The 24,846-nt window shown below is 46.3% G+C and carries 21 protein-coding genes; 8 read left to right on the forward strand and 13 right to left on the reverse strand.

The window, feature by feature from the left end; genetic code table 11:
- Window positions 1–271: 271 nt before the first annotated feature.
- From QUA58_RS09670 to QUA58_RS09680, 3 genes are all read right to left on the reverse strand, one after another.
- Window positions 272–523, reverse strand: a complete 252-nt coding sequence (locus tag QUA58_RS09670; protein ID WP_333250759.1) for a hypothetical protein — start codon at window positions 521–523, stop codon at window positions 272–274.
- Window positions 524–610: 87 nt separating this feature from the next.
- Complete coding sequence (locus tag QUA58_RS09675) at window positions 611–832, reverse strand: hypothetical protein (protein ID WP_333393833.1); 222 nt, start codon at window positions 830–832, stop codon at window positions 611–613.
- Window positions 829–2,598 carry a S8 family peptidase gene (locus tag QUA58_RS09680; protein WP_333393869.1) on the reverse strand — a complete coding sequence of 590 codons (1,770 nt, stop codon included), beginning with the start codon at window positions 2,596–2,598 and terminating at the stop codon, window positions 829–831. The genes QUA58_RS09675 and QUA58_RS09680 overlap by 4 nt, the downstream gene beginning before the upstream one ends.
- Before the next feature lie 254 nt (window positions 2,599–2,852).
- Here QUA58_RS09680 and QUA58_RS09685 point away from each other — a divergent pair, with 254 nt between their 5' ends.
- From QUA58_RS09685 to QUA58_RS09695, 3 genes are all read left to right on the forward strand, one after another.
- Window positions 2,853–3,281 (forward strand): hypothetical protein, encoded by a 429-nt coding sequence (locus tag QUA58_RS09685; protein ID WP_333250762.1) that lies wholly within the window; start codon window positions 2,853–2,855, stop codon window positions 3,279–3,281.
- A gap of 533 nt (window positions 3,282–3,814) precedes the next feature.
- On the forward strand, window positions 3,815–5,524 hold the full coding sequence (locus tag QUA58_RS09690; protein ID WP_333250764.1) for a pentapeptide repeat-containing protein: 1,710 nt from the start codon (window positions 3,815–3,817) through the stop codon (window positions 5,522–5,524).
- A gap of 78 nt (window positions 5,525–5,602) precedes the next feature.
- Entirely contained in the window at window positions 5,603–5,737 is a 135-nt protein-coding gene (locus tag QUA58_RS09695; protein WP_333250766.1) for a hypothetical protein, read from the forward strand.
- Window positions 5,738–5,799: 62 nt separating this feature from the next.
- Here QUA58_RS09695 and QUA58_RS09700 read toward each other — a convergent pair whose 3' ends face one another.
- The gene (locus tag QUA58_RS09700; RefSeq protein WP_333250768.1) at window positions 5,800–6,870 is read right to left on the reverse strand and encodes a patatin-like phospholipase family protein; all 1,071 of its coding nucleotides are present in this window, start codon (window positions 6,868–6,870) and stop codon (window positions 5,800–5,802) included.
- 232 nt (window positions 6,871–7,102) lie between these two features.
- Window positions 7,103–7,633, reverse strand: a complete 531-nt coding sequence (locus QUA58_RS09705) for a peptidoglycan-binding protein (protein ID WP_333250770.1) — start codon at window positions 7,631–7,633, stop codon at window positions 7,103–7,105.
- 570 nt (window positions 7,634–8,203) lie between these two features.
- Between QUA58_RS09705 and QUA58_RS31500 the strand changes: the two genes are divergently transcribed.
- Window positions 8,204–8,386 carry a winged helix-turn-helix domain-containing protein gene (locus tag QUA58_RS31500; RefSeq protein WP_445243657.1) on the forward strand — a complete coding sequence of 61 codons (183 nt, stop codon included), beginning with the start codon at window positions 8,204–8,206 and terminating at the stop codon, window positions 8,384–8,386.
- A 123-nt stretch (window positions 8,387–8,509) separates the two neighbouring features.
- On the opposite strand, the gene QUA58_RS09710 is transcribed toward QUA58_RS31500, so the two are convergent.
- From QUA58_RS09710 to QUA58_RS09735, 6 genes are all read right to left on the reverse strand, one after another.
- A complete protein-coding gene (locus tag QUA58_RS09710) occupies window positions 8,510–10,603 on the reverse strand; it encodes a HEAT repeat domain-containing protein (protein WP_333393835.1) in 2,094 nt (697 codons plus the stop codon).
- 216 nt (window positions 10,604–10,819) lie between these two features.
- A complete protein-coding gene (gene nirD, locus QUA58_RS09715) occupies window positions 10,820–11,179 on the reverse strand; it encodes a nitrite reductase small subunit NirD (RefSeq protein ID WP_333250774.1) in 360 nt (119 codons plus the stop codon).
- 256 nt (window positions 11,180–11,435) lie between these two features.
- On the reverse strand, window positions 11,436–14,000 hold the full coding sequence (gene nirB, locus QUA58_RS09720) for a nitrite reductase large subunit NirB (RefSeq protein WP_333393837.1): 2,565 nt from the start codon (window positions 13,998–14,000) through the stop codon (window positions 11,436–11,438).
- Window positions 14,001–14,403: 403 nt separating this feature from the next.
- Window positions 14,404–14,769 carry a four helix bundle protein gene (locus QUA58_RS09725; protein WP_333393838.1) on the reverse strand — a complete coding sequence of 122 codons (366 nt, stop codon included), beginning with the start codon at window positions 14,767–14,769 and terminating at the stop codon, window positions 14,404–14,406.
- 88 nt (window positions 14,770–14,857) lie between these two features.
- Window positions 14,858–15,646 carry an ABC-2 family transporter protein gene (locus QUA58_RS09730; RefSeq protein WP_333393839.1) on the reverse strand — a complete coding sequence of 263 codons (789 nt, stop codon included), beginning with the start codon at window positions 15,644–15,646 and terminating at the stop codon, window positions 14,858–14,860.
- A 364-nt stretch (window positions 15,647–16,010) separates the two neighbouring features.
- Entirely contained in the window at window positions 16,011–16,991 is a 981-nt protein-coding gene (locus tag QUA58_RS09735) for an ATP-binding cassette domain-containing protein (RefSeq protein ID WP_333250781.1), read from the reverse strand.
- 200 nt (window positions 16,992–17,191) lie between these two features.
- Between QUA58_RS09735 and QUA58_RS09740 the strand changes: the two genes are divergently transcribed.
- Complete coding sequence (locus tag QUA58_RS09740) at window positions 17,192–18,001, forward strand: calcium-binding protein (protein ID WP_333250783.1); 810 nt, start codon at window positions 17,192–17,194, stop codon at window positions 17,999–18,001.
- A 110-nt stretch (window positions 18,002–18,111) separates the two neighbouring features.
- Window positions 18,112–20,484, forward strand: coding sequence for a bifunctional serine/threonine-protein kinase/ABC transporter substrate-binding protein (locus QUA58_RS09745; protein WP_333393840.1), 2,373 nt, complete (start codon window positions 18,112–18,114; stop codon window positions 20,482–20,484).
- A 44-nt stretch (window positions 20,485–20,528) separates the two neighbouring features.
- Here the strand turns inward: QUA58_RS09745 and QUA58_RS09750 are convergent, their stop codons facing one another.
- Window positions 20,529–21,332 carry an SDR family oxidoreductase gene (locus tag QUA58_RS09750; RefSeq protein WP_333250786.1) on the reverse strand — a complete coding sequence of 268 codons (804 nt, stop codon included), beginning with the start codon at window positions 21,330–21,332 and terminating at the stop codon, window positions 20,529–20,531.
- Window positions 21,333–21,653: 321 nt separating this feature from the next.
- Between QUA58_RS09750 and QUA58_RS09755 the strand changes: the two genes are divergently transcribed.
- Both QUA58_RS09755 and QUA58_RS09760 read left to right on the forward strand, forming a co-directional pair.
- Complete coding sequence (locus QUA58_RS09755) at window positions 21,654–22,580, forward strand: DMT family transporter (RefSeq protein ID WP_333393842.1); 927 nt, start codon at window positions 21,654–21,656, stop codon at window positions 22,578–22,580.
- A gap of 591 nt (window positions 22,581–23,171) precedes the next feature.
- Window positions 23,172–24,029, forward strand: coding sequence for an Hpt domain-containing protein (locus QUA58_RS09760; RefSeq protein ID WP_333393844.1), 858 nt, complete (start codon window positions 23,172–23,174; stop codon window positions 24,027–24,029).
- Window positions 24,030–24,165: 136 nt separating this feature from the next.
- Here the strand turns inward: QUA58_RS09760 and QUA58_RS09765 are convergent, their stop codons facing one another.
- On the reverse strand, window positions 24,166–24,540 hold the full coding sequence (locus tag QUA58_RS09765; protein WP_333250792.1) for a hypothetical protein: 375 nt from the start codon (window positions 24,538–24,540) through the stop codon (window positions 24,166–24,168).
- Window positions 24,541–24,846: the final 306 nt, after the last annotated feature.

Genomic DNA, 24,846 nt, shown 5'->3' on the forward strand with positions numbered 1-24,846 from the left:
CCGCCAATTCTGGTTTGGGGTTTTTTTTTGCCGATCGTACGCCCTCACCACAAATTTTCGCAAAATCAACCAAAGTGTCCGGAACAGGTACACCTCGAACCGGAGACTAAATTAGTAGATGCACCCTGATTAATTAACTCCCGACCAATTTTGGCCGGGTTTTTTTTGCCGATCGCACGCCCTCACCACAAATTTTCGCAAAATCAACCAAAGTGTCCGGAACAGGTACACCTCGAACCGGAGACTAAATTAGTAGATGCACCCTGATTAATTAACTCCCGACCAATTTTGGCCGGGTTTTTTTTGGCGATCGCACCCCAAACCACAAATTATCGGAAATTCTGCCAAAGTGTCCTGAAAGAGGTGGTGTGAGGCGGGAGATTAAATTAGTAGATGCACCCTGATTAATTAACTCCCGACCAATTTTGGTTTGGGGTTTTTTTTTGAGCGATCGCACCCCAAACCACAAATTATAGGAAATTCTGCCAAAGTGTCCTGAAAGAGGTGCTGTGAGGCCGGACATTAGATTAGTAGATGCACCCTGATTAATAAACCCCAGCCAATTTTGGCCGGGGTTTTTTTTGCTCGAAAGCTGGATTAGTCGATCGACCTACAACACCTCAAAAGACTGCACCTCAAGCACCGGGCCGATCATCGCAAAAGTCATCACATCCTTGCGGACTGTACCTTTGACACTGACTTTCAAACCCTCTTTTTTCAACTCAGAAGGAGCATTCTTAAGTTCGTAAGTTTCTCCATCTTCGCCAATCAAAGCCCAGGTACCCGGGCCTAATCCTTTGCGTTCAATTTTGCCTTTAACAGTAATACTCATGCCGATCGCACCTCTGTTTTAATTGCTAAACGCGCCAGTCCGAAACACAGAAAAGCATTGACAATCAAAAATGTTTGTGATACCAAACCTGTGCCCAATCCCCAGACTGCGGGAGACACAAAAGCATTCACCGCTAAACTGCTGGCAAAGCCGATCGAAATGGCGATCGCGATCCACTTCCACTCTCGATGTCCCAACAGCAAAGCAATCAAAATCCCAGGAATCAAAACGCTAGCAAACAAGGGATTCAGCATACTGCTGCCATTAATTGCGCCGCCGAGTTCGGGAATAGAACTGCCCATCACCCGCATCGGCCACTGCGGCAAGTCAAATACAAACAAGTTCCGCAGCCCGAAGAACCCAGAACTGCCAGCAATCAAGCCGCCGGAAAAGCCCCAAGTCCAGGCGAAGGGGAAATAATTCCGCATAAAGAAAGCCAGCAGGTAAGAACCGAGCACCATTGCAATTTTAGGCAACAGGGCGACTGCACCGCCGTCAATCCAGAAACGGGGACTGAGATAGCCGTTGTCGCGCAGCCAGCGGAAGAAATCGCGGAAGTTAATTTGTCCGCGCTGGGCTAGCTGAACTGCTGCGGCTGCGTCTAGGTGTCCCGAACCAAAATGGTTTAACGGATCTTCAGTGACAGTTCGCGAGGACTGCAAGAGTACGCTGCGAATTGCGTCTGGTTCTGTGATGCCGGAGGCCTTGACAAGGGCTGCAACGGCTGCAACGTGGGGAGAAGCCATGCTAGTGCCTTGGTAGCCTTCAAAGACTTCGGCGCCGGTTTCCGGGTCGATCGTACTTTGCAGGATCTTGCCCATTTCTGAACCGCCGGGGGCTGCAATGTCAACCCCTGCGCCGAAATTGGAGTAAGAGGCTTTTTCGTCGTCGGGGCCGAGGGCGGAAACGCCGATGACGTGGGGATAGCGGGCGGGATAGGAAGCGGAACTGTCGCCGGAGTTGCCGGCTGCTGCGATGATGACAACGCCTTTAGAGTGGGCGTAGTCGATCGCCTCTTCCATTAACTGACTTTCGCCACCGCCACCTAAACTCATGTTGATGACATCTGCGCCGTTGTCAGCAGCAAATTTAATTGCTTCGGCAATGTCGGAAACCGTGCCGCCGCCGCTGCCGCTTAATACTTTTAGCGGCATTAAAGCTGCTTCGTAGGCGATGCCCGCAACGCCGTAATTGTTGTTAGTTGATTGGGCGACAGTACCAGCGACGTGAGTACCGTGACCGTTGTCGTCGTAGGCTTCGGCGCGATCGTTTACAAAGTCGTAGCCCGGTACAAATTTGGTTTCTTTTAAGTCAGCGACTGGAGTAATGCCCGTATCAATTATCGCTACTGTTGTGCCGCTGCCTTTGGTTTCGTTCCAGGCAGATTCTACGTTGATACTGCGGAGATTCCACTGCTTGGTATACATGGGGTCGTTGGGAATCTCGAAAGCCCTGTAGACGTAGTTGGGTTCAATGTATTCGGTATCTTTAGCCAAATTTGATTTTCTCAGGGCGTTTAGCAAAGTGCGATCGCCCTTAACTACATATACATTGTCGCCCGCTGAGAATTCGCTGTTGAGTTGCGGTGCGATTTGGTACTGTTGGGCGATCGCATTTACTTCTTTCGCAATCTCAGCAGCACCCAAATCTTCGCGGAAATCCAGCACAATCGAGTCGTAAGTGCCTTGAGTAGCAAGTCCTGGGAAATTAGAAATCGCCCAGCCGAGCCCGATTAAAAATAAGCACAGAAGGAAAAACTTTTTCATGGCCGATCGTCCGTTGAGGGAAGGCTTGTTCACCACAATAACCGAATTTTCATCGAGATCGCCAGTTTTCCTTGCTACGACTTGTGGATATCTCCCACGCGGGCGTTTGGTAGTTTTCGGCGGTGGCTGTTGCTCGATCAAAAATTGCTCTAATTTCTAGTTAGAATTGCAGAGCAAGTTTTACGAGTTCAATTAATTGTATCATTAGAGAAGATGAGAAACAGAACCTGGACTATTTTCAACAAGGGTATTGCATGGAAAGAGGTTTAATGTGGCTGCCGCTGCTGGCAATGTTTATCGGGCTGGCTTGGGCTGGATGGAACGAGTATCAAAAGCTGGAAGCGTATCGCGTCTGGGCCGAACAATTCGCTAAAGCCAAGTACGATATTTATGCTGTACTCGGTCAGCAAGAAGACAGTTTAACTTGGGGAAAACCTACTCGCAGCGGGCCTGTGAATTTGCAAACTTTTTCTTTAAAAGACGTGGAGTCGCTGCGGTTGTTAGTCAACTCTCAGGCAGTTGATTTAGAGTCACCGCCGAATTCGGGAAGTCCAATCGCCCTCGAATTTTTGTTGAAAGATGCTGCTGCGGTGCAGGTTCCTTTTACAGAAATTCCTCTAGCGACTAAATGGGGAAAACACTTGCAGCAAGAATGGCAGCGCTTTAGTTCAGTTGACAGTTGACAGTTGACAGTTGACCGCAAGAGGGCGACCTCTACCTGGAAGGAAGAGGATTGGAGTAATGAATAGTCTTCTTTTAATTTCTCCCTGCAAGGGTTCCGGCTTTAAACCAATTCTTTCTGGTAAAAACACTCTCCGGCAGGGCAGGGTATAGGGAGCATCTCAATGAACGCAACCAAGCCCAAAATTGGAGTTTTGAGGCAGGAGACAGGAAGCAGGAAGAAGGAAAGAGCCAGAAGAAGTGTTTTAACAAATATGAGATGCTCCCAACGTATAAGATGTTAACTCTGCTACTTGAAGTTACAAAAGTCTGTAAAACTGGTACTAGAAATAGAACTTACGCAACCAATCCTTTGAGCTGCTATCTATAGGGGTAAAGTACCCACGGATCACCCGGAGGACATGAGTTATTGCAGTAAGTAGTAGGAGTAGTGTCCCCGTGCCTAGCCCGCTCGTGTTCTGTGCGTAGTTTACAGTTAAAGTTATTGACCAGCGCGTCCTAAAACAGCTAAATTGCCAGCCCCCCAATCTGCGGAATGCAAACACAAGAATTTTTACAGCGCTATCAACAGGGAGAGCGCAACTTTGGTCACATTGACCTCAGCGGCGCTAGTTTAAGCGGTGTTAACCTGCGAGATATAGACCTCACTGGTGCTAACTTGACCGGTGCTAATTTGAGCTGGTCTTTTTTGAGCAATGCCCAGTTGATAGGGGCTTGTTTGCGCCGCGCGGATCTCCGCAGTGCGGGGCTGGCTGGGGCGAATCTGAGCGGGGCAAATTTGAGCGGGGCAAATCTTGCTAAAGCGGATTTGCGCCTTGCTTGTTTGGAAGCCGCAGAGCTTAATTGGGCCGCCTTCCCGGAAGCGGATTTGGGCGGTGCTAATCTTCAAGGAGTTAAATCTGACCAGATTAATTTTGCTGGGGCTAAACTCGACGGCGCGAAGTTGATGGCGGCGGAATTGATGGAGGCGAATCTCAACCGCGCCAGTCTTGTTGGTGCTAATTTAACGGGTGCTAATTTGCGGGAAGCGCATTTGGTGGAAGCGAATTTGCGATCGGCAATTTTAATCGGTGTAAATTTGATTGAATCTGACTTGAATGGCGCTCAAATGCGATCGGCAAATCTGACGGGCGCTGACTTGCACCGAGCTGTGCTGGCGGGGGCGGATTTGACTGAAGCGGTGCTGGATAATGCTGATTTGAGTCGAGCTAATCTGGCGGGTTCTTATTTATTGAAAGCGAGTTTTAAGAAGGCGCTTTTGCTGCGAGCTAACCTGCAAGGAGTGTATTTGCTGCGGGCGGATTTGAGCGAAGCTAATTTGCGAAGTGCTGATTTGCGGAAAGCTGATTTGAGCGGCGCTTATTTGATGGATGCGATGTTGGGTGAGGCGGATTTAAGAGAAGCTTGTTTGATTGAGTGCCGTTTGATTCGGACGAATTTGGAGGGGACGCAGCTTACGGGTTGCTGCATTCAAAATTGGCAAGTTCAAGATGTCGATCTGTCGAGAGTTGACTGTCGCTATGTTTTTACTCAGTTTGATTATACTGCGAAAGTTGCGGCAAATCGCTTGCCGGTCGATCGTGATTTTGAGTCGGGGGAATTGGGGCGGCAGCATCAAGAGGACAGTTCTATTGTGAAGGTGTGTTTTGATGAATCTCCTAATTGGGAGGCTTTGGTTTTTACGCTGCGTCGGGTGGAGTTGGAAAGCCACGAACTCAAATTCAACGTTCAATTTTTTGAGTCGGCAGGAGAACAACATTTACTGCGGCTGAGCGCGAACCGTTTGGTGAATGGCAAGATTTTGGGCGATCGCATTTTGGAGCTTTATCCAGATATGTTGGAAAAGGTTTTAGCCAAGGACACTGAAATTTTGAGTTTGCTCGACTTGGCTGTTCCTAGTAACAATGCGGAGTCGGCGGAGGCGAGCCACAAGGAAGTATTGCTGAGAAGACAGGAAATCTACCAGCGAATGGTGCGCCAAATTTCGTTTATTTTGATGTCTCAGACGCCAGATAAATTCGCCGAAAGTGTGCAGCGGCTGTTGGATTATTTGAAGCAGCAAGGTATCCCAACAGAGCAGATACAAAAGAAAGTCATCAGTCAGGCGATCGTGCAGCGGGCGAAGCAAGACCCGGCTTTTCGGGAACAGTTGATTTTGTGGGAGAAAACGGCGCCCGCGAGCGTTCGCGGCTCGATAATGGGGGAATCGGTGCGGGGTGCGATCGCCCTTTTAATCGATTATTAACAGTTAATTGTTAACACTTGAAGCCGGCGGCCCGCTAAAGCCGGCACTTGCTCTTGTGCGTCGGAAACTGCAAGCCTCGTGCAGCGGGCGAAGCAAGACCCGGCTTTTCGGGAACAGTTGCTCAGGTGGGAGAAAACGGCTTCGGAGTGCGATCGCTCGCTGTTCGGTAATGGGGGAAGCGGTGCGGTTTGGGATGCCCTTTTCTGGGAATGAATACACACAAAGTCTTACCCCCATTAAAAATCTTCCAACCAGATCTCGATCTAACGTTGCGGTTAATTAGAATATAGTTCAGTGTCCTCCTTCAAAAGGTTACACAACTCATCCAAATCTTTCTTACTATGTTCAATCAGTTTTTCACCTCGCTTCTGTAGGTACTCAATATTACTGGGACTTGCGTTGTCGATTTGATCGTGACCATTATCGCTACTCAATTGAAGTTGAAAACGATAGTAGTTTCGGTTATTTTCTTGATCTCCTTTAGTCACCATTAGCTGAGCGAGTTCATACGCAACCGATTCACTTTGGCCATCTAGAACAACGTTAAGTAAGGGAAGTGCCCATTTTATTTGTCCCCAATTTTTCACGTCTCTATACTTATATTTCTTAGTGAGTGAGCCAGTACCCAAAGAAACAACAAGGGTTTCAGTACGTTGTAGTTCTTCACCAGTCTTTTTCTTGTAAGAAATCATCGCCTCCATCATTGCAACTGAAGAAGGATTATTTGCAAAAATTCCGCCGTCTACCAAAGCGTAATATCCCTCATCGGTATGATGTCCCGTTTCGAGTTGGTAGGGTGGAAAGAATGTGGGTGCAGCAGAAGTTGCCATTGCTGCTTCCCACATTTTGAATCCCGTACATACTTTCCGGCTATCAAAACTCTTGATTTCCTCTGCGTCCCGATTGCTTGTAAAAAAAATTGGTGCTCTGAGTTCGATATCATAGCTCGGAATGAAAATTTCTCGTAATGCCTCTTCAACCTTAGCTTCACCTAAAAGATCCTTTAAAACTTGTTGCCTACCTTTTGGGTTGTGCTTGGGTTGTAGCAAATCATCAAAATCCAGTGGAACATACTCATTAAAAATCTTTTGTCCATATTTGCTATAGAAATTTACAAGTTCGGCAGCGGTATACTCGGGTTCACGATTGATGCTAGAGTCTGAGTTCTTTCTCGTTAAACCCAGTGCTAAAATTCCTCCTGTTGAAGTGCCTGCAATAAAATCAAACATTGTTGCTATGCGTTTTCCTGTGCGTTCTTCAATGTAGTTGAGAATGATCGCAGGAATAATACCCCGAATACCACCACCATCAATTGAGAGAATTCTTCTCTTGAATTTAGTACCCATTACATTTACTCCTTTAGATATTGCTTAAATTCTCAATTGAAATGAACCAAACTCATACAGCATCAAAATACCAACAGCCAACGTCATCATATAGTTTCCGGTTGCATCGAAATAATCAAATCGAGTCAACAGTTAACACTCAACCATTGAGTTTTTCAACCCCGATTCAACAGCCAACACTCAACAATTATTTCGCTCGTGCAACCGGAATTTATATGAATCCAACCCGTAATTAGTTCGGTAACTTGCTGAGGGCGTGCCAAGTTCTGTAGCCGACAATTCCATCTTGCGGTAAAGCCTTGCTGAGTTGCAATTGTCGCACTGCTACATCTGTCATCGCCCCGAAGAATCCGTCAATGGAGCCGAAATAGTATCCATTTATTTTCAAGACATTCTGAACAATTTTAACAGCATTACCAGAACTGCCCTTCATGACTACCGGCATATTCACAGGTGCACCAGAGTATAGTGCTTCCCAAGTGATAGGGCCGACAATCCCATCTTCTTTTAAAAAGACGCGGTGTTGATAGCCTTTGACGGCGTTTTGAACTTGGACGCCGAAAATACCGTCAATCGGCCCGAAATAATATGCCCAATGATATAGAAGCTGTTGTAGTTCCTTGACAGCTTGACCTGTTGAACCAGTTTGTAAAGTGGGTTTGTTTACTCCAGTGGTTTCAGCAAATGCCAGAGTTGATTGAGCAGTAGTATCGGCGACGAGCGCCATAGTTTCATTGTTCAAGCTTCTTTCTTCGGTGTACATAATGTGGTTGCTCTCAAGATTTAAGTTTTGTTCTTTGATATTTCAGGTATAACTGGTGGGATTTGTTAATGCACAGTCACTTTTTCGAGTGTCACTCATTTGAGTGTCACTCGTTTGAGTTAGTCCCAGTGTTAACTGTTAATATCTCTTCCGGCTGCGCCGGAATGATATACTGAAAGAATGTTAAGAGTGCAAGGAAGACAAGTTATGCCTAAACGTCTAAAGTTGGAGCCTCCTCAAACTCCCGAAAGAAGAGTTGTCTAAACTTTATCGTCAAGCATCGGCTCCAATTGAACGGACGCGCTACCAAATAATTTAACTTTTGGCAAGCGGACGAGTTATAGAAGATGTTGCTTCGGTCACGGGCTAATGTCGTAACTCGATATATCGCGAAAGTTCGTCGTTACAACGAATTAGGTGCTGAGGGATTGAAAGACAAACGTCATCAACATCGCGGGTGTCAACCTTTACTTCCTCAAGCGGAACAAGCACAAATGAAGCAAAATTTACAAACTCCTTCCGCTGATGGAGGATTATGGAATAGTCGTAAAGTGGCTGACTGGATAAGTAATTTACGCTCACCGTCCTGTCAGTGTCCAAAGATGTTGGGACTATCTACGTTTGTTAGAGTTAAGGTTACGAGTACCACGACCAGAACACGAACTATCTAACCCAGATGTCCAAGCTTCTTGGAAAAAAAACTCCGCAAACGAGTGCAACAAATTCAATCTCAGCATCCATTGGCAACAATAGAAGTGTGGGGAATGGATGAACATCTTCTGGGACTAAAAAGCCAGCATCGCACGCTAACTCTTGAGCAAGGGTGGAAGAGCAGGCATGATTAATTTTCCGAGGTGTCTAAAGGATTGTTTCTGTTTACCAATCTTGGCTGCGTAGCCGACGGCCCGCTAAGGCCCGGATTTGCTCGTCGGCGTCGGAAACTGCCAGCGATCGCAACAAAGGCACAACTCCCGGATTTTCGGGATAATGTTCGATAATCGCTTCGAGTGCTGTAAACCTGGGATTGTAAGGAAAAGAACCGTTTTGATTGTCAACATCGCTCAAAGCCCGATCGCGCAAAAACTCAAACATTTCCGGCTCGTCTTTCCATCCCCGCATTAACTCTACCAGGGCGATCGCCCGCACCTGCGAATCTTCATCTTTTTGAGCTCTAATTTTCAGCCACTCGAAAGTTTGAGACTGATTTGTCCACCCGCGCACTAACTTTTGCAAAGCGATTTGCCTGACAGCCGGACTCTCATCGCCCTCTGCTTTAGCCTCCAGCAGCATCCAAGTTTCAGGATTGTCTGGCCAGTTGTAAGCGAGTTCAAGCACCGCCGCTTGCCGCACCACCGCTTCCCCAGAATCGAGCTGAATTTTCAGCCAAGACAAGGTTTCCGGGTCGTCGGGCCACCCCCGCACGATCGCCCGTACCAGCACGCTCAGCAGGTGAGAATCATGCTCACAGTCTACCCGGCTTTTGAGGAAAGGCAGCGTCTCGGCCCGGTGAGACCAGCGTTTTGCGATCTCTTCCACCGCAGTTTCTCGGACGTTCAGGTGTCTGTCTGACTCGGCGAGATTTTGCAACCAGCCAAAGACTTCGAGACTGCCTGACGCCAGTGTGGCGACAGCTTCCACTACTACTTGCCGCACAGTCCAGTAATCCTCGGAATCAGCTATTTTTTGCAGCAGGGGCAGGGTTTCTGGGTGGTCGGGCCAACCTGTGGCTATCTGTTTTAGGGCTATTTCGCGCAGGTCGGCGTCGCGATCGCCCAATGCTATATTTTTCAAAAAAGTCAGAGTTTCGCGGTTCCCGGGCCAGCCAGAGGCAATTGCTTGCACTGCTGCGCGCCGGACGCTGGAACTCGCGTCGGACTCGGCTTTAGTTTTCAGGAGCGGGTAAATGTCGGGCTTGCCGGGCCAGTGCGAGGCCAATTCTTCTAAGGCTGCTGTCCGCACTTCTTTGCTGCTGTCGGATTCGGCTAGGGTTTTCAGCAGCAGGCAAACGTCGCCTGCGGCAGGCCAGCCCGCTGCCAACTCCCGCACCGCTACTGTTCGCAAGATGGAACTTCCTGTCTGGGCAAGGTTTTTGAGCAGGGAGGCCGTGCCTAAAACGCTGTGCCAACCTCTGGCTATTTCTTGCCACGCACAGACTCGCACTCCCAAATTTTCGTCGGATTCGGCGGCGTTTCTCAGGAGCAGCAAGGTATCTGTGCGATCGGGCCAATTAGAGGCCAACTGTTCGAGTGCTGCGGTGCGGACTGCGGGACTTTGATCAAACTCAGCCAGGAAACTCAGCAGCAGCAAGGTATCGCTGCTGTCTGGCCAACCAGAAGCCATTTCTCGCACACAGGTTGATCGCACTGCCCAGCTTTGATCGGATTTGGCGAGGTTTTTGAGCATCAGGTAAATTTCTGGCTGATCTGGCCAACCACGCGCTATTGCTTCGACTGCTGTGGCTCGGACTTCGCCACAGTCGGTGGAGTGAGCGAGTATTTTCAGCCAGGGGAGGGTTTGCGGGTCGTTTTTCCAAGTTTGGGCGATCGCCGCGATCGATCGATTGCGAATTTGATAAGTTTCCTGCAATTCTTGAGCGCTTTGATAAAGAATCAGGAAACCCGTACCGTATTGCGATAACTTTTTTAAAGCGTTTAACAGTTTTTTGGCGGTTTTTTTATTAACATCATTTTTAACTTTTAACAGGCATTGCGCTGCTAAAAACAAATTAATAAATTTTTCTTGTTGACCGTTTTGATCCGTGAGATATTCTATAATTTGGCTCGCTGTTTCTTTGTCGAGCCTAGCTGCAATTTCTCTGAGCACTTCGTGCAAAGATTCGTCCCGCCAGTGCTGGCCGAAAACTTGTATGTTGAGTTCGCCCCAAGTCAGTTGACCGATTTTGAGTTGGGCATGGATTAACTCTGCTACAGTCTGGGGATTATTTTCGGAAACAAGTTTTTTTAACAACATACCGATACCCTGCCCCTGAAGTTTGTTTGCATTGAAAATCCTCGCATCAGCTCCGATATTAGTTGAGATTTTTTGAGCGAGCCTGAAGTATGGAACCAATCGACTCTATTTTAGACGAAAAATACTGAGTCGGGAGGGCCCCAATGCAAAATCCGCCAGCACCCACAGGAATGTTAGGTGTTGGCGGAGGGCGATCGAAGAATTAAGCAGCGAAATCTAGCTAACAGCTACTTGGACGCGATCGGCAGCAACCCGAACCGTAAAAGTCGGAATTTTTACCGTTTCATCGTCCAAACACTGGCCCGTAGCCAAGCTAAAGTTTTGCTTGTAAATGGGAGAAGCAACTTTGAGAGTGCCGTTGCGATCGCCCACAAGTCCCCGCGACAACACAAAAGCCTTGCTAAACGGATCGTAATTGCTAAGCGCATAAACTTCATCCCCGTTTCCGACTCGGAAAATCGCCACTTGTTCCCCTGCAACTAAAGCGCAAACTCCAGTATAAGGGGCGATCGCATCAAGAGAACACACATCTACCCAAGTTGTTACTGTATCGGAAACTTGTAATGATTGAACCATTTTCTTTTCCTGTTAATTTACTTCAATCTCGTTCCCAGTCTCCGGCTGGGAACGTAGGTTTCGAGGCTCTGCCTCACGGTTTGAGGATACCTCGCCTCGCGGAAGGAGGCAGAGCATCCCGGAATTCATTCCCAGGCAGAGCCTGGGAACGAGATTAATTTACTTCAATCTAGTGTTCTTGTTCCCCCCTTATTAAGGGGGGCTAGGGGGGATCTCCGGGTTTCCTAGGCTCTGCTTGGAAACCCGATTATATGGGTTATTCCGAAACTCCAGCCAGAGCCTTTTCATGTTCGTTAGCCGGCCGCGTTTGTCCCCGTTCCGCAACACGAACAATACTCGGATCAGGCAAATCGGAATTCACAAAATGCTGGAACCGCTGCACCTTTTGTGGGTCTTCAATCGTCGTTTTCCACTCACATTGATAAGTATTCACTAAATGTTCCATCTGCGCTTCTAATTCAGCACAAATGCCCAGATAATCCTCAATTATTACCTGTTTCAAGTATTCAATCCCGCCCTCAAGTTTGTTCAACCAAGTAGCAGTGCGTTCTAATCTGTCTGCCGTGCGGATGTAGAAAACCAAGAATCGATCGATATACTTAATCAGCGTTTCCTTATCGATATCAGTCGCCAGCAAAACCGCGTGCTGTGGCTTAATGCCGCCGTTGCCGCACACATACAAATTCCAACCATTCTCTGTCGCAATGATCCCAAAATCCTTGCTTTGAGCTTCCGCGCATTCGCGAGTGCAGCCAGAGACAGCAGATTTGAGCTTGTGGGGCGATCGCAAACCACGATACCGCAATTCAACTTCGATCGCCAAACTCGTAGAATCCTGCACCCCAAAACGGCACCAAGTGCTACCAACACAAGATTTTACAGTACGCAGAGCCTTACCGTAAGCGTGTCCCGACTCAAATCCCGCATCAATCAACCGACGCCAAATATGCGGCAATTGATCCACCCGAGCTCCAAACAAATCGATCCGCTGCGCCCCAGTAATCTTAGTATAAAGCCCAAACTCCTTAGCAACTTCCCCCAAAACAATCAACTTATCCGGCGTAATTTCTCCACCGGGCACTCGCGGCACCACCGAATAAGTACCGTCGCGCTGAATATTTGCCAAAAAGTAATCGTTCGTATCTTGCAAACCGATGTGAGACTTCTCTAAAATATGGTCATTCCAAGTAGAAGCCAGCATCGAACCAACAGCAGGCTTGCAAATTTCGCAACCCTTACCTTTGCCGTGTCTTTCAATCAACTCCTCAAAGGTTTTAATCTCTTGAGAGCGCACCAAATGGTACAATTCTTGACGGGAATATTCAAAATGTTCGCAGAGGTTATTTTTGACGGCGAACCCGGCTTTCTTCATCTCCGACTTAAAGATATCTGTCACCAAAGGCACGCAGCCACCGCAGCCAGTACCAGCTTGAGTGCATTTCTTGACGCTGGGGACATCGGTTAAATTGCGATCGCGAATCGCTTCACAAATCTGCCCTTTGGTAACATTATTGCAAGAACAAATTTGAGCCGAATCCGGCAAACTGTCTACTCCAAAACCCGCCGACACTCCCCCTTCTCGCGGTGGCATTAACAAATCTTCGGGATGCGGTGGCAGAGCAATTTCATTTTGCATGAATTGCAGCAAAGTGCCGTAAGCCGAAGCATCTCCCACGAGAATTCCGCCTAAAATCCGGCTGCCGTCTTGATTTAAAACTAATTTTTTGTAAATGCCTTGGAAGGTGTCAGTGACAACAATTTCTTTAGCATCGCCCGACTTGGCAAAAGCATCACCAAAACTCGCCACATCCACACCCAACAGTTTGAGTTTTGTGGACATATCCGCACCAGTAAAAGTGCTTGTAGCGGGGGCATCCTGTCGGCCATCGGCTGCACGGCTCAAAATATCTGCTGCTACGCTTGCCATAGTATACCCAGGCGCAACTAAGCCGTAGATGCGATTTTGATACAGGGCGCATTCTCCGATCGCATAAATGTCAGGATCGGAGGTTTGGCAGCTATCATTAATCACAATGCCACCGCGTTCTCCTACTTCTATACCGCAACTTCTGGCAAGTTCGTCGCGGGGGCGAATGCCAGCAGAAAACACAATCATATCTGTTGCCAATTCCGAACCGTCAGCAAACAGCATTTTAGTAAGTTTACCATCTTCGCTGACAATTTCTGTGGTAGATTTGCTGGGATGAACCGAAACCCCTAACTCTTCTATTTTGCTGCGGAGAATTGCACCGCCCATATCGTCAACTTGCACGGGCATCAGTCGCGACGCAAACTCAACAACGTGAGTTTTTAATCCCATATTTTGCAGCGCGTTAGCACATTCTAGACCTAACAAACCGCCGCCAATTACTACACCAATTTTGCAATTTTTAGCGTAATCGGACATCGCTTCCAGGTCGTCAATTGTCCGGTAAACAAAAGTTCCTGTAGCATCTTTGCCTTTAATTGATGGCACAAATGGATAGGAACCAGTGGCCAGAACAATTTTGTCGTAGGGAACTTCTAAACCGTTGGCTGAAGAGACTATTTTTTCTTCGCGATTGATGGCTATTGCTTTGTCGCCGATGTGAAGCTTGATGTCATTTGTGTGATAAAATCCAGGTGCAACTAAAGATAAATCTCCCGCTGTTTTGCCAGAGAAAAATCCGCTGAGGTTTACGCGATCGTAAGCAACGCGCGGTTCTTCACAAAAAGTAATTAAATTCCAGTGTTTGGCAGCCTCTGAGCTGACCATTAACTCCAGGAACTTGTGACCTACCATGCCATTGCCGATTACAATGAGGTTTTTTTTGGCTGTCATTAGAATCTCTTTTATCCCGTTTATCAGTCGTTGGGTTTATTAATATAAGACTTTATTGTAAACTTTTGTACTTATATATACAAAAAATGGATGTTTATGCAATTGTCGAATACTCCCGATTGCATTTTTGCATGATGTGTGCTGACAGTTGATAGTTGACAGTTGATAGTTGACAGTTAATAGTTGACAGTGGACAGTTGACAGTTAATAGTGGACAGTTGATAGTTGACAGCGCCGGAGATTGTTCGCTAAATATCCACTGTCCACTGTCCACTGTCATACTATTTTTTTAAAGATGTGATAGAGATAAAATACCGCCAGACATTGATAATTCTGTCTTTGAGTTTTTACATAAGTCTTGCATAACTTTAAAAAAATGGTATCAATCGTCAATTGTCCACTGTCAACTGTCATTGAGTTTTTGTTTGGTTGTTTTGATGATGCTGGTTAGTAGTTTTAGGAGTTCTTTTAGGTCGTTTAAGATTGATTCGCTTTCTTTTGGAGTGAGATAATCGGTTTCTCGAAGTAGCAATATCCAGTATTCTGTTTCGTTGGCTTCTTTGAGGGCGATAGCTAGTTTATGAATGAAATCGGCTTTGCTTTCGGCTTGTTGGGCTTCTCTGACTAATGCACCGATAGCTGTTCCAGATCGTAGTAGTTGTTTTGACAATACATATTCTTTTTTATTTACAAACAAGTATTTATATAGGTTAACCGTTCGGACGGCAAAGGCAAAAGATTTATTTTGGAGTGGTGAGTTATCAGTCAACTGTCAACTGTCAACTGTCAACCGTCAACTGTCAACTGTCAACTGTCAACCGTCAACTGTCAACTGTCAACTGTCAACTGTCAACTGTTTAAGCTCCCATGCCCGAATACTGCTTCAAGCCCTGCCGCCAAAGCCAGCGATTCCACACAAAAAACACCGCACTCCAACCCAACATTACCAACAAACCTCGGCCTACATCTACGGGCAATCCTATCAAGATTGAAGCGGGAAAATGAATCAAATAAGGAAAAGGCGTCCACAAAACTACTTCGCGCACGGGTGCGGGAAACACTTCTAGCGGCGCGATAAGTCCCGATAAAAAAAGGTAAATTAGAAACCAGAATTGCTCGATCGCACTTGCCCTCTCGATCCAAAAAGCAAACAGCGCAAAAGTATACTGTATCAGGAACCGCAAGCAAAAAGCCAAGACGACAACCAACAAAAATAGCAAAAACCTGCCCAAACTCGGCAGCCAAAAAGACTGCGGGTAAAGTGCAAAAAACAGCAGCACTAATCCCAATACAAACGGCAGCCTCGCAAACCTTTCGGAAACGTGAGAGGCAAAGTGATGCCATACCGGATCGAGAGGCTGCAACAATCTATTAGATAGCGTGCCTTGCACTACTTCCTTTTCAAATTCCCAAATCACCCAAACTACATTTGTTTGCCTGACAATGAAAGCCGCTAAAAAATAACGGGTAAAGTCGATCGACTTCAGCCCAAATTGACCAGTCTCGGCCGCCTGCATCCAGACACCCATCAAGATAAACGGCAAAGCTCCCGACAGCGCCCACAAAAACAATTCTGCCCGGTATTCGAGCATATAAGCGTAGTAGGTAATTAGTAAAGTTTTAGCAATCTTGATGGATTTTGTCATATCAATTTTAGATTTATTTTTTCGGTGTTAGCAACGGGCAAGATGCCCGTTCCACAAAACATTGAAGCTTTAGTGAAACAGATATTTTGTCTGTTCAATTTTTCGGTGTTAGCAACGGGCAAGATGCCCGTTCCACAAAACATTGAAACTTTAGTGAAACAGATATCTTGCCTGTTCAATTTTTCGGTGTTAGCAACGGGCAAGATGCCCGTTCCACAAAACATTGAAACTTTAGTGAAACAGATATTTTGTCTGTTCAATTTTTCGGTATTAGCAACGGGCAAGATGCCCGTTCCACAAAACATTGAAACTTTAGTGGAACAGATATCTTGCCTGTTATTGAGAATAAACCCAGCCAAAAACATTATACTTTTCCCGTGCGGAAAACGCGACCGATTACCTCTTCAATGGGCGGATCGGTAACAGTCAAATCTATCACATCCAAGTCCGACAAAATCTTCGCCACACTCACCGTCAGCTCCTCCCTTTTTACCAAAAACCGCACAGATTGTCCCTCAATAGATTCTACCTCTCCGTAAGCAAAAGCACTATCTTTTGCCAGCGGCTTAGCTAATTTTACCTGAACTTCCCGATAAGGTGCAAACCTATCGAGCAATCCGTCCAAACTGCCATCATAAACTAATTGCCCTTCATGGATCAACAAAACGCGCTTGCACAAAGCAGTAATGTCAGCCATGTAATGGCTCGTCAAAAGCACCGTTGCTTGATAGCGCTCGTTATATTCTCGCAGAAATTGCCTGACGCTAAACTGTGCGTTTATATCCAAACCTAAAGTCGGTTCATCTAAAAATAATACCTCCGGCTGATGCAGTAGTGCTGCCATCAATTCAGCTTTCATGCGTTCGCCCAAAGAAAGCTTTCGTACCGCCTGATTTAACTTGCCTTCTAGTGACAGCATCTCTGTCAATTCTCCGACTCGTCGCCGATAATCTGTATCGGGAATGCCGTAGACAGCGGCATTGATTCGCAGAGAGTCCAGCACAGGTAAATCCCAAATTAACTGCTGTTTCTGCCCCATGACTAAGGTGATTCTTTGCAGAAAATCTGCCTCGCGCCGGGAAGGAGTACGATCGCACACTCTCACGGTACCAGCAGACGGATAAATCAAACCAGTCAGCATTTTTAGCGTAGTAGTTTTGCCCGCACCGTTAGCGCCGAGAAACCCCACGACTTCCCCCGGTTCAATACAGAAAGAAACGCCCTCAACTGCTTTGATATTGCGGTAAGTGCGACTAAAAAAGTGTCGCACTGTGCCTTTAAGTCCCGGTTCTTTAATCGCTACCGGATAAACTTTGCTCAAGTCTTCAACTAAGATAATTGGCATCGGCTCAAATTTTAACTTTTATTTTAATCTAGGGTATTTCCATCAGGCTTGTGCCAAGATGGAGGGATCAATCTGTCTAGTAGGGTGCACCAGCGATTGCTCGATCGCTCCATAGACATAGTAACTGTGTTCTGGCGCACCCTACTCAACTGTAGAATATTGCACAATATCCATAATCACATCGCACAAAGTTTACAACTATGGTACTCACTCCAGATAATTCAGACACCTCTCGTTTGTTAGGAGACAATTCTTCTGAAAATATTACACTTGTACCAGGACAACTTGCTAGTTTTCCTGGGGGAGTTTGGATGCTGGGCGGCAATGATACTCTCAGGGGCTCTTCAGATGTAGAACGAATTTTCGGCAACGATGGTAAAGACAGTCTGTTAGGCGGTGTTGGCAATGATTCTATTTACGGTGGCAAAGATGATGACGATGTTTTGGGAGAAACTGGCGAAGATTTCTTGACAGGAGATAGAAATAGCGATTTCCTTGATGGGGGTGCGGGAAATGATTTGCTGCGCGGTGGACAAGGTGTTGATTTGTTAGTGGGCGGTGACGGTAATGATACTTTAATTGGCGACAGAGAGGTGGATATTTACCAAGGTGGTGGGGGGAGCGATGTATTTGTTTTTAGAGTCGATCAAGCGGGAAGCAGATTAGTTGGAATTGAAGTTCCTGACGCGGTAATTGTTGATTTTGATAAGTCTAGTGATTCGATTGGAATTAGTGTGGCATTTACCAGCAGCAATATCTCCTTGGAAGAGGTAAGTTATAGCTTGAACGATCCGAGACTGCTGTTGATAAATCCTGCAACTATAACGGGGGGAACTAACTTGTTTGCCAAGGGCGGCATCTCGCAGCGAAGTCTCGATCCCGATGGCAACGGCCGTGTGGAAGCTACTAATATTAGATTCGGTTTTACTAATGCTTTGTTGGGTACAGTGTTGAACGTGACCCCAGCAGATTTAAACGGTCGTTTTATTAATGCTAGTTCTTTGCTTTAATTCGTTGCTTATATATCTTTAGTAGAGTGCGCTGGGCGCACCTTACTAAATTAATCTCTGGTAAAATCAACATCAACGAGTGCAGACTGTCGAGAAATAGTGAAAAATTTATGTGTCTCAATTCAGGGGAAATTCTGCGCGCTCGCTATCAAATTATCGATCGATTAGGTCAGGGAGGTTTTGCTACAACCTATACGGCTAACGACGCTTTAGGCAGCCTCTGCGTCGTCAAGGAAATTCCGCCGCCTCAATCCAGCGATCCGCGACTGTTGGAGGAAGCACAACACCAATTTGAAAAAGAAGCTAAAGCCCTGAAGGATCTCGATAAGTGTCCGCGCATTCCCAAGTTAATCGATCGCTTTCAAGAAAATGGAAAATTTTACTTAATTCAAGAATACATTGAAGGAGAGCCGCTGAACCAAGAACTCGCTGCAGGCAAAAAGTTAGGAGAAAAGCAAGTCATTGATTTATTGCTGGACATTTTAGAAATTTTAGATTGCTTCCACTCTCAAGGTATTATTCACCGCGATATTAAACCGTCCAACTTAATCCGGCGCAAGCTGGACGGCAAAATTGTAGCGATCGACTTTGGGGCCGTAAAAGCGATCAGCACTTTGGCGATCGAGTCTGGGAACATCACTCAAACTCGCGCTGTTGGTACAGAGGGTTATATGCCGGCCGAACAGTGGAAAAATCAGCCAAGATTCAACAGCGATATCTATGCTGCGGGAATCATCGGCATTCAAGCGATCGCTGGTTTAGAGATTGAGGAACTTTTGCATGATAAAAAAACTGGCGAACTCGTCTGGCACTACTCAAGTGACGATCGCCCCATGCTGCAAATTAGCGCCAAGCTGAAAAAAATCTTGAATAAAATGGTGTGCTACCACTTTAACGATCGCTATCAATCTGCTGCTAAGGTGTTGCAGGATTTGCTATCGCTAACAGCATTGCAGTCGCCGCCGAAACGCACTAAATATCTCTTTGGCTTGTTGGCATTGGCAGTTACCACAGTGACAGCGGGACTGGCAACCCTTAGTTTTTTACACATTATTAAGCCTCCAACTTGTCCTTTAATTCAGGGAGATGCTTTAAGTTGCGGCGAAGAAATCCTAGTCAAAACTTCAGAACCTCGGTTAAAGCAAAAGGGAGTTGAGGAGTTTGCAAATTCAAATTATCAATCAGCTTTAAATCTTTTCAAAAAATCATGGAACGAAGAAGACAGCATAGATCCAGAAACTTTAATTTACATTAACAATGCGTTTTTGGAAGTAAACAATGCCAATTATTACACAATTGCTGTTGCCGTTCCTATCCTGAAAAATCAGGATGGTTCTGTAAAAAATGCAGATTCGGCAAAAGAACTTTTGCGCGGTGTTGCCCAAGCCCAAACACAAGTTAATTTAGGACTTGTAGCTAATAATAAGAGCGATCGCGACTTTCCTGGTCAAGGCTGGCTCGAAGCCAAAGCTATTAACGGAAAAGGTCTGAAAGTCATCATCGCTGACGATGCGAATATCAAATTAGAGGCAATTAAAACGGCAAATGCACTGGTAAAACAGCCGGATATTTTAGGAGTAGTCGGTCACTATGCCAGCGATATGACAGTAGCAACAGTAGATATTTACGACCAAAATAACCTGGTTTTGATGTCTCCTGGAAGCACAACGGAAGAACTGACAGAAAAGCAGAGAAAAATTTTCTTTCGTACATCTTATTCTAGCAGGTTTGCCGCTCAAACTTTAGCAACGTATCTGCGAGAAATAGGTTTCAATAAAGCAGCAGTTTTCTACAATCCCGGCAGTTCGTCAGGTTCTTATTTTACGCGATCTTTCAAAAAGTATTTTCAAGAGGACAAAAAAGGAAAAATTGTCAAGATTCGCGACTTTGATTTATCTACAAGCAACTTCAGCGCCCAAACAGCTTTAAAGGAAATTCAGCAAACAGGAAAAACAGCGATCGTGTTAGCTCCCGATGGTCAAGTTACTAATTCCTTAAACAGCGCGATCGCTATGATAAAAGCCAACCGCGATCGCAATTGGATTGCCGGAATTTGGGTACTCTACAAACCTAGAACATTAGAAGCAGCAACCCAGCTAAAGTCTTTGGAAAAATTAGTCGTATCTGTCCCCTGGCATCCGTCAAGCAGCCGCAACAAACAATTTCCCCAACAGGCTCAAAAGTTGTGGAGAGGAACAGTAAACACCGATACAGCCTTAGCTTACGATGCAGCTATTGCACTAATTAAGGCAATGGAAATGCAGCAGCAACCCAGCCGCGAAGGAATGCAGAAAACCCTTTCCAATCGGAATTTTAGTGTGGAAGGAGGAACCGGAACTATTCAGTTTGGAGAGGATGGCGATCGCCAAAATCCCCTCAGCGAATTGGTACATATTGTCAAGTGTCCGAAACAGCAGTTCGGCCTTGCCTTTGTTCCTGTCAAATATCCCACAGCCACTGCCGCAGGTTTAAAGTGCGATTGAGCTCGTTTTTCTGTTGACTAATGACTCATGACTAATGACTAAAATTATAACTTGCCCTTTTCCATTGCCCACTGCATCAAACCGGGGAATAACCGATAAGCTTCCGACGCTACAAAAGCAGGGCCGACGGTAACTTCTGCACGCTGATTTTGCACAGCATCCCAGATAGCTTTAGCAATATCTTCCGGCTGAGTTGCCCAGTCAGATTTGAGCATTTCGGTCATTTGCTGGCGGCGCAATTCGACTGCGGGTTCGTCTCGATCGCGAAATTGAGCTCTTTCTAAAAAATCGCTATTAATCAGACCCGGATGCACGGCGCAAACGTGAATACCTTGAGGCGCTAATTCCAATCGCAAAGTTTCTGTTAAACCGGTTACTGCATATTTGCTGGCACAATAAGCAGTCATTTGAGGCAAAGGCATTTTGCCACCAATGGAACCAACATTGACTATTGTCCCTGTTTTTCGTTCCAAAAAATGTGGCAACATTTCTTGAATTGTGTTAACGCAGCCCCAAAAATTGGTATTCATTAATTGCTGCCAGTCTTCGGAGGTAGTGTGCTCGATCGCCCCCGTGAGACAAATGCCGGCATTGTTAACCAAAACATCGATGTTGCCACAGGCATCTAGGGCTTTTTGGACGATCGCCCGCACTTGTTGAAGGTCGCCAACATCCCCCGGAATAGCTAATACCGAATTGCCTTCTCGCTGCACTTGAGCCGCTGCTGCTGCCAATCTCTCTGGCCCGCGTGCCACCATCACTACATCGTAACCTTTACTTGCAAATAAAATTGCTGTTGCTTTGCCACTTCCTTGAGAAGCGCCTGTAATCAAAACTGTAGGAGCCATAGATAGTTATAAATTTTAAGTGGGTAATTGGTTTTTTGCGGTATTGAAACTATAACAGAGGTCAGGTAATTTTAGGCGCACTCTACATTGATTTTTTTTGAGTATAGTAATTTTTCATGATTGGCGATCTGGATTTTTTAACGAACCCCTTTCGTCGCGTTAGGCGAAGCCGCGCGTAATCGCTCTTGTCGCGAAGGAAGAGAGAAGAGGAGAGGAGAATAAGAGAATAGAAATTATTCATAATTTGTGCGAAAATTGCTTTGTAAATTTTCCCAATGCCCAATGCCCAATGCCCAATGCCCAATGCCCAATGCCTAAAAAATGAATATTCCGAAAAAACCGTCGAATTGGTCGATCGCCCTATTGTTAATTATCGGCGTTTTAGCCGTCTCAACTTCATCAATCTTAATTCGGCTGGCGAACCAGAAAGCAGGCGCGGGCGGCCTCGGTTTCAGTCTGGTACTCGCCGCCTCTCGTCTGACTTTATCTGCCTTAATTCTGCTTCCTGCTTGGCCGAAAATTCAGTGGAACGCCCTGCAACCGGGAGCTCGGCGCTATGCTGCTGCTGCGGGTTTGTGTCTCGCCCTGCACTTTGCCCTCTGGATCACCTCACTTTCTTATACTTCGATCGCCGCCTCAACTGCCCTTGTCACCACTAATCCTGTCTGGGTAGCACTGTTGTCGCGCTTCTGGTTCGGGGAAAAACTCAGCAAAATGTCGATCGCTGGCATTACTATAGCCCTGACTGGGGGAATGGCGATCGCCCTCGGAAGTGCGGGCGCAGCCCATGCCGGCAACAGCAAACTCCTGGGCGATTTCCTTGCTCTGGCTGGTTCCTGGGCTGTCAGCTTGTATTTGCTGCTGGGGCGGGAAGCTCAGCGGCGGGGATTGGGAATTGGCGGTTATATCGCGATCGCCTATACTATTGCTGCGATCGTCCTGCTGCCTCTCCCCTTCGCCTTCGGCACTACTTATACTAATTACCCCGACATTGTATATTTTTATATTTTGTTAACCGCCGCTTTGCCTCAGTTAGTCGGCCACACTATTTTGAACTGGGCCGTAGTGCAGATTTCTCCAACTCTGGTAACTCTTGCCATCTTGTTTGAACCGGTTGGGGCGAGTTGGTTGGGTTATTTGCTGTTGGGGGAAGTGCCCGCGCCGGCGGTACTCGCAGGTGCTGCGGTGCTGCTGTTGGGGGTAGCAACCGCTACTGTCGGAGCAAAAAAAATTACTGTCAACAGTTAAGAGTTAACAGTTTTCGACATTGCCACTACAGTTGCCGTGAGTCAGATTGACACTCCTCGCGCTAAAGCGACGGGGATTCTTAAGACTTTCCAGCCTTAATATCCCTATTGTCGGGGTTTCCGGGCGCAATCCTTTTGCCAAAAATGGCGGTCTGCTATCCTAGTCTTACAAGGAGCTTCCTCGGTCGTGACTTTCCTCCAGTCTGGGGGTAGGTTTTAACGTCTTTTACTGACGATTTAGACGATTTAATCGGTTCAGAACCTTAGTATTGGTTGTGATTAATTATTTTGAGCATCCGTACTGCTGTTAAGCTAGATACTTGATTTATCAAAATTCGCAACTTTCGACTCTTTTGACGATAGCACACTAGCCAGACATTTGTGCAATTGGTAGAGTAGATCTGATAGGCAGGATAAATCCTACCATACCCTTTCATCCCTGGACTAAAGTCACGGGGTTTTCAGGGTATTTTCTATAAAACAAATTCGGGCTTAAAAAAACCAATAACTCATCAGTGAAATATCGATTCAAAACTATCAAATGTCTGAGTAATGACTAATGATACTCGGCTGCCTTTAGGAGAATAAAATTATGCTGCCAGAACAACTACAGCGGATCATTGGCTACTTTATCGAAGAAGCCACAGAACAGATCCAAATTATCGAACAAGGCTTGCAATATCTGCAAAACACCGCTCCAGATCCCCAAAGAATACACCAGCTCATTCGAGCCTCGCACTCGATTAAGGGGGGAGCAGCTATGCTCGGATTTAGCAGCATTCAGCGCATTGCTCATCGGTTGGAGGATTATTTAAAGCTGCTGAGAGAATGTCCGATCGCCATTGATAGCAGGCTACAATCGCTCTTAACCGAAGTTTTTGATATCTTAGCAGCCCTCGTGTCCAAGGTTTCCAAGGGTTTTGGGCTCAACCACGAAGACGCAAACCAAATGCTCTCCCTCGCCGAACCGGTTTTTGACGAACTCGACGCTTACCTGAGATTGCGAATTCCCACTCGCCTGACTGTGAGAGCTACTACGGACGAACATATTCACGTTTTCTCCGGTTACTGCACCTCCCTGAGCGAATTTTCCTCGGCTATCGCTTCGCGCGTCGGTTTGCTCGGAGGCACTATTACCCGCCACGAGCAGGATAGCCAGGGCATACGCCTTTGTATTGACATTTACCTACCGCCTTACACCAGGATCGAAAACATCCGCCAAGGTGTCGAACTCTCCGGCGCTATTATCGGGAATGTTCAGACGCAGCGCGATTTTTCGCTGCTGGCGACTGCGGATTATCCGGTTTACCAAAGTGCGATCGAACCTCCCGCAATTTGCATCGGATGTCGCTACTATTACGGCAGAAGCGATGGCGGCTACCTGCTCAATTGCACGATCCATCCCCGCGGCCCGGAAACAGAAGATTGTCGCGATCGCGAACCGGAATAACCGCTGAATACTCAGCTCTCGGAAGCACGATTTGCCACCCGAAAAACTCTTCTGAAACCAATATTTTCCCTGAAATTTTTCACATTACCCCCTGCCAAATTCTTTTTGAGTTCCTAGATAACAATATCTTTCTCTCTTAGACAACTAAATCCTTCTTTCTCCTGAAAGCTCCCCTAACAACTGATACCGCAACTCGAATTAATTGCATCATGCTTGCAGGATGAGCGATCGCCCAGACATTGATTGTCAGACAAGTGATTCCCATAACTAGCAAAATGTATGTCGGAGGCATTACTATCCCGATCGCGAACCAGGTAAAAACGTGAAATATCATTGCTGTAGCCCAAAGGCTTGCCACACCCACAGACGCCCAAACTTGTATTCGAGGTCGGTTTAGCCCTGTCAAAATCGCTGTCTGCAAAGTAGTCAGCAAGTTTGCCGGAACTAAGAAGGCACAGATAGCTATGCAGTAGGTATGAGAAAATTCAGTAACTGTATTGAAGTCGATCATCAGTCTAATTGTCGGGCCTGTTGGGTATACTTAAAGAGCTTAGCGTGACTTGACTTTCATATCTTGTCACCCTCACCTTAACTTAATATTTCCGTAAGTAGGCCGCTCTGGAGACGCATTTCTATCCCCATTTTCCAGCAGGCAAAATTTTACCACAAATATTAAAGTTTTGGGAAATTATTAAACATACTTGAAGAATGGCAACAATTGCTATGATAATTAACATCGGGAAGCGATAGTATAGAAGAGCCAAGTCAGTAAAATTCCTAGAAGGCTGAGGCGGCTTGAACAGCAACACATACTGCA

The sequence above is a fragment of the Microcoleus sp. N9_A1 genome (genome assembly GCF_036701795.1).
Taxonomy (GTDB): Bacteria; Cyanobacteriota; Cyanobacteriia; order Cyanobacteriales; family Microcoleaceae; genus Microcoleus.

What these genes read in the sequence shown, in the direction of transcription:
- QUA58_RS09690 (WP_333250764.1), top strand. Translation starts at nt 3,815, where the DNA reads ATGCAAACACAAGAATTTTTACAGCGCTATCAACAGGGAGAGCGCAAC.
- QUA58_RS09730 (WP_333393839.1), bottom strand. Translation starts at nt 15,646, where the DNA reads ATGACAAAATCCATCAAGATTGCTAAAACTTTACTAATTACCTACTAC.
- QUA58_RS09745 (WP_333393840.1), top strand. Translation starts at nt 18,112, where the DNA reads ATGTGTCTCAATTCAGGGGAAATTCTGCGCGCTCGCTATCAAATTATC.
- QUA58_RS09675 (WP_333393833.1), bottom strand. Translation starts at nt 832, where the DNA reads ATGAGTATTACTGTTAAAGGCAAAATTGAACGCAAAGGATTAGGCCCG.
- nirD (WP_333250774.1), bottom strand. Translation starts at nt 11,179, where the DNA reads ATGGTTCAATCATTACAAGTTTCCGATACAGTAACAACTTGGGTAGAT.
- QUA58_RS09740 (WP_333250783.1), top strand. Translation starts at nt 17,192, where the DNA reads ATGGTACTCACTCCAGATAATTCAGACACCTCTCGTTTGTTAGGAGAC.
- QUA58_RS09700 (WP_333250768.1), bottom strand. Translation starts at nt 6,870, where the DNA reads ATGGGTACTAAATTCAAGAGAAGAATTCTCTCAATTGATGGTGGTGGT.
- QUA58_RS09760 (WP_333393844.1), top strand. Translation starts at nt 23,172, where the DNA reads ATGCTGCCAGAACAACTACAGCGGATCATTGGCTACTTTATCGAAGAA.
- QUA58_RS09755 (WP_333393842.1), top strand. Translation starts at nt 21,654, where the DNA reads ATGAATATTCCGAAAAAACCGTCGAATTGGTCGATCGCCCTATTGTTA.
- QUA58_RS09705 (WP_333250770.1), bottom strand. Translation starts at nt 7,633, where the DNA reads ATGTACACCGAAGAAAGAAGCTTGAACAATGAAACTATGGCGCTCGTC.
- QUA58_RS09765 (WP_333250792.1), bottom strand. Translation starts at nt 24,540, where the DNA reads ATGATCGACTTCAATACAGTTACTGAATTTTCTCATACCTACTGCATA.
- QUA58_RS09685 (WP_333250762.1), top strand. Translation starts at nt 2,853, where the DNA reads ATGGAAAGAGGTTTAATGTGGCTGCCGCTGCTGGCAATGTTTATCGGG.
- QUA58_RS09750 (WP_333250786.1), bottom strand. Translation starts at nt 21,332, where the DNA reads ATGGCTCCTACAGTTTTGATTACAGGCGCTTCTCAAGGAAGTGGCAAA.
- nirB (WP_333393837.1), bottom strand. Translation starts at nt 14,000, where the DNA reads ATGACAGCCAAAAAAAACCTCATTGTAATCGGCAATGGCATGGTAGGT.
- QUA58_RS09710 (WP_333393835.1), bottom strand. Translation starts at nt 10,603, where the DNA reads ATGTTGTTAAAAAAACTTGTTTCCGAAAATAATCCCCAGACTGTAGCA.
- QUA58_RS09670 (WP_333250759.1), bottom strand. Translation starts at nt 523, where the DNA reads ATGTCCGGCCTCACAGCACCTCTTTCAGGACACTTTGGCAGAATTTCC.
- QUA58_RS09735 (WP_333250781.1), bottom strand. Translation starts at nt 16,991, where the DNA reads ATGCCAATTATCTTAGTTGAAGACTTGAGCAAAGTTTATCCGGTAGCG.
- QUA58_RS09680 (WP_333393869.1), bottom strand. Translation starts at nt 2,598, where the DNA reads ATGAAAAAGTTTTTCCTTCTGTGCTTATTTTTAATCGGGCTCGGCTGG.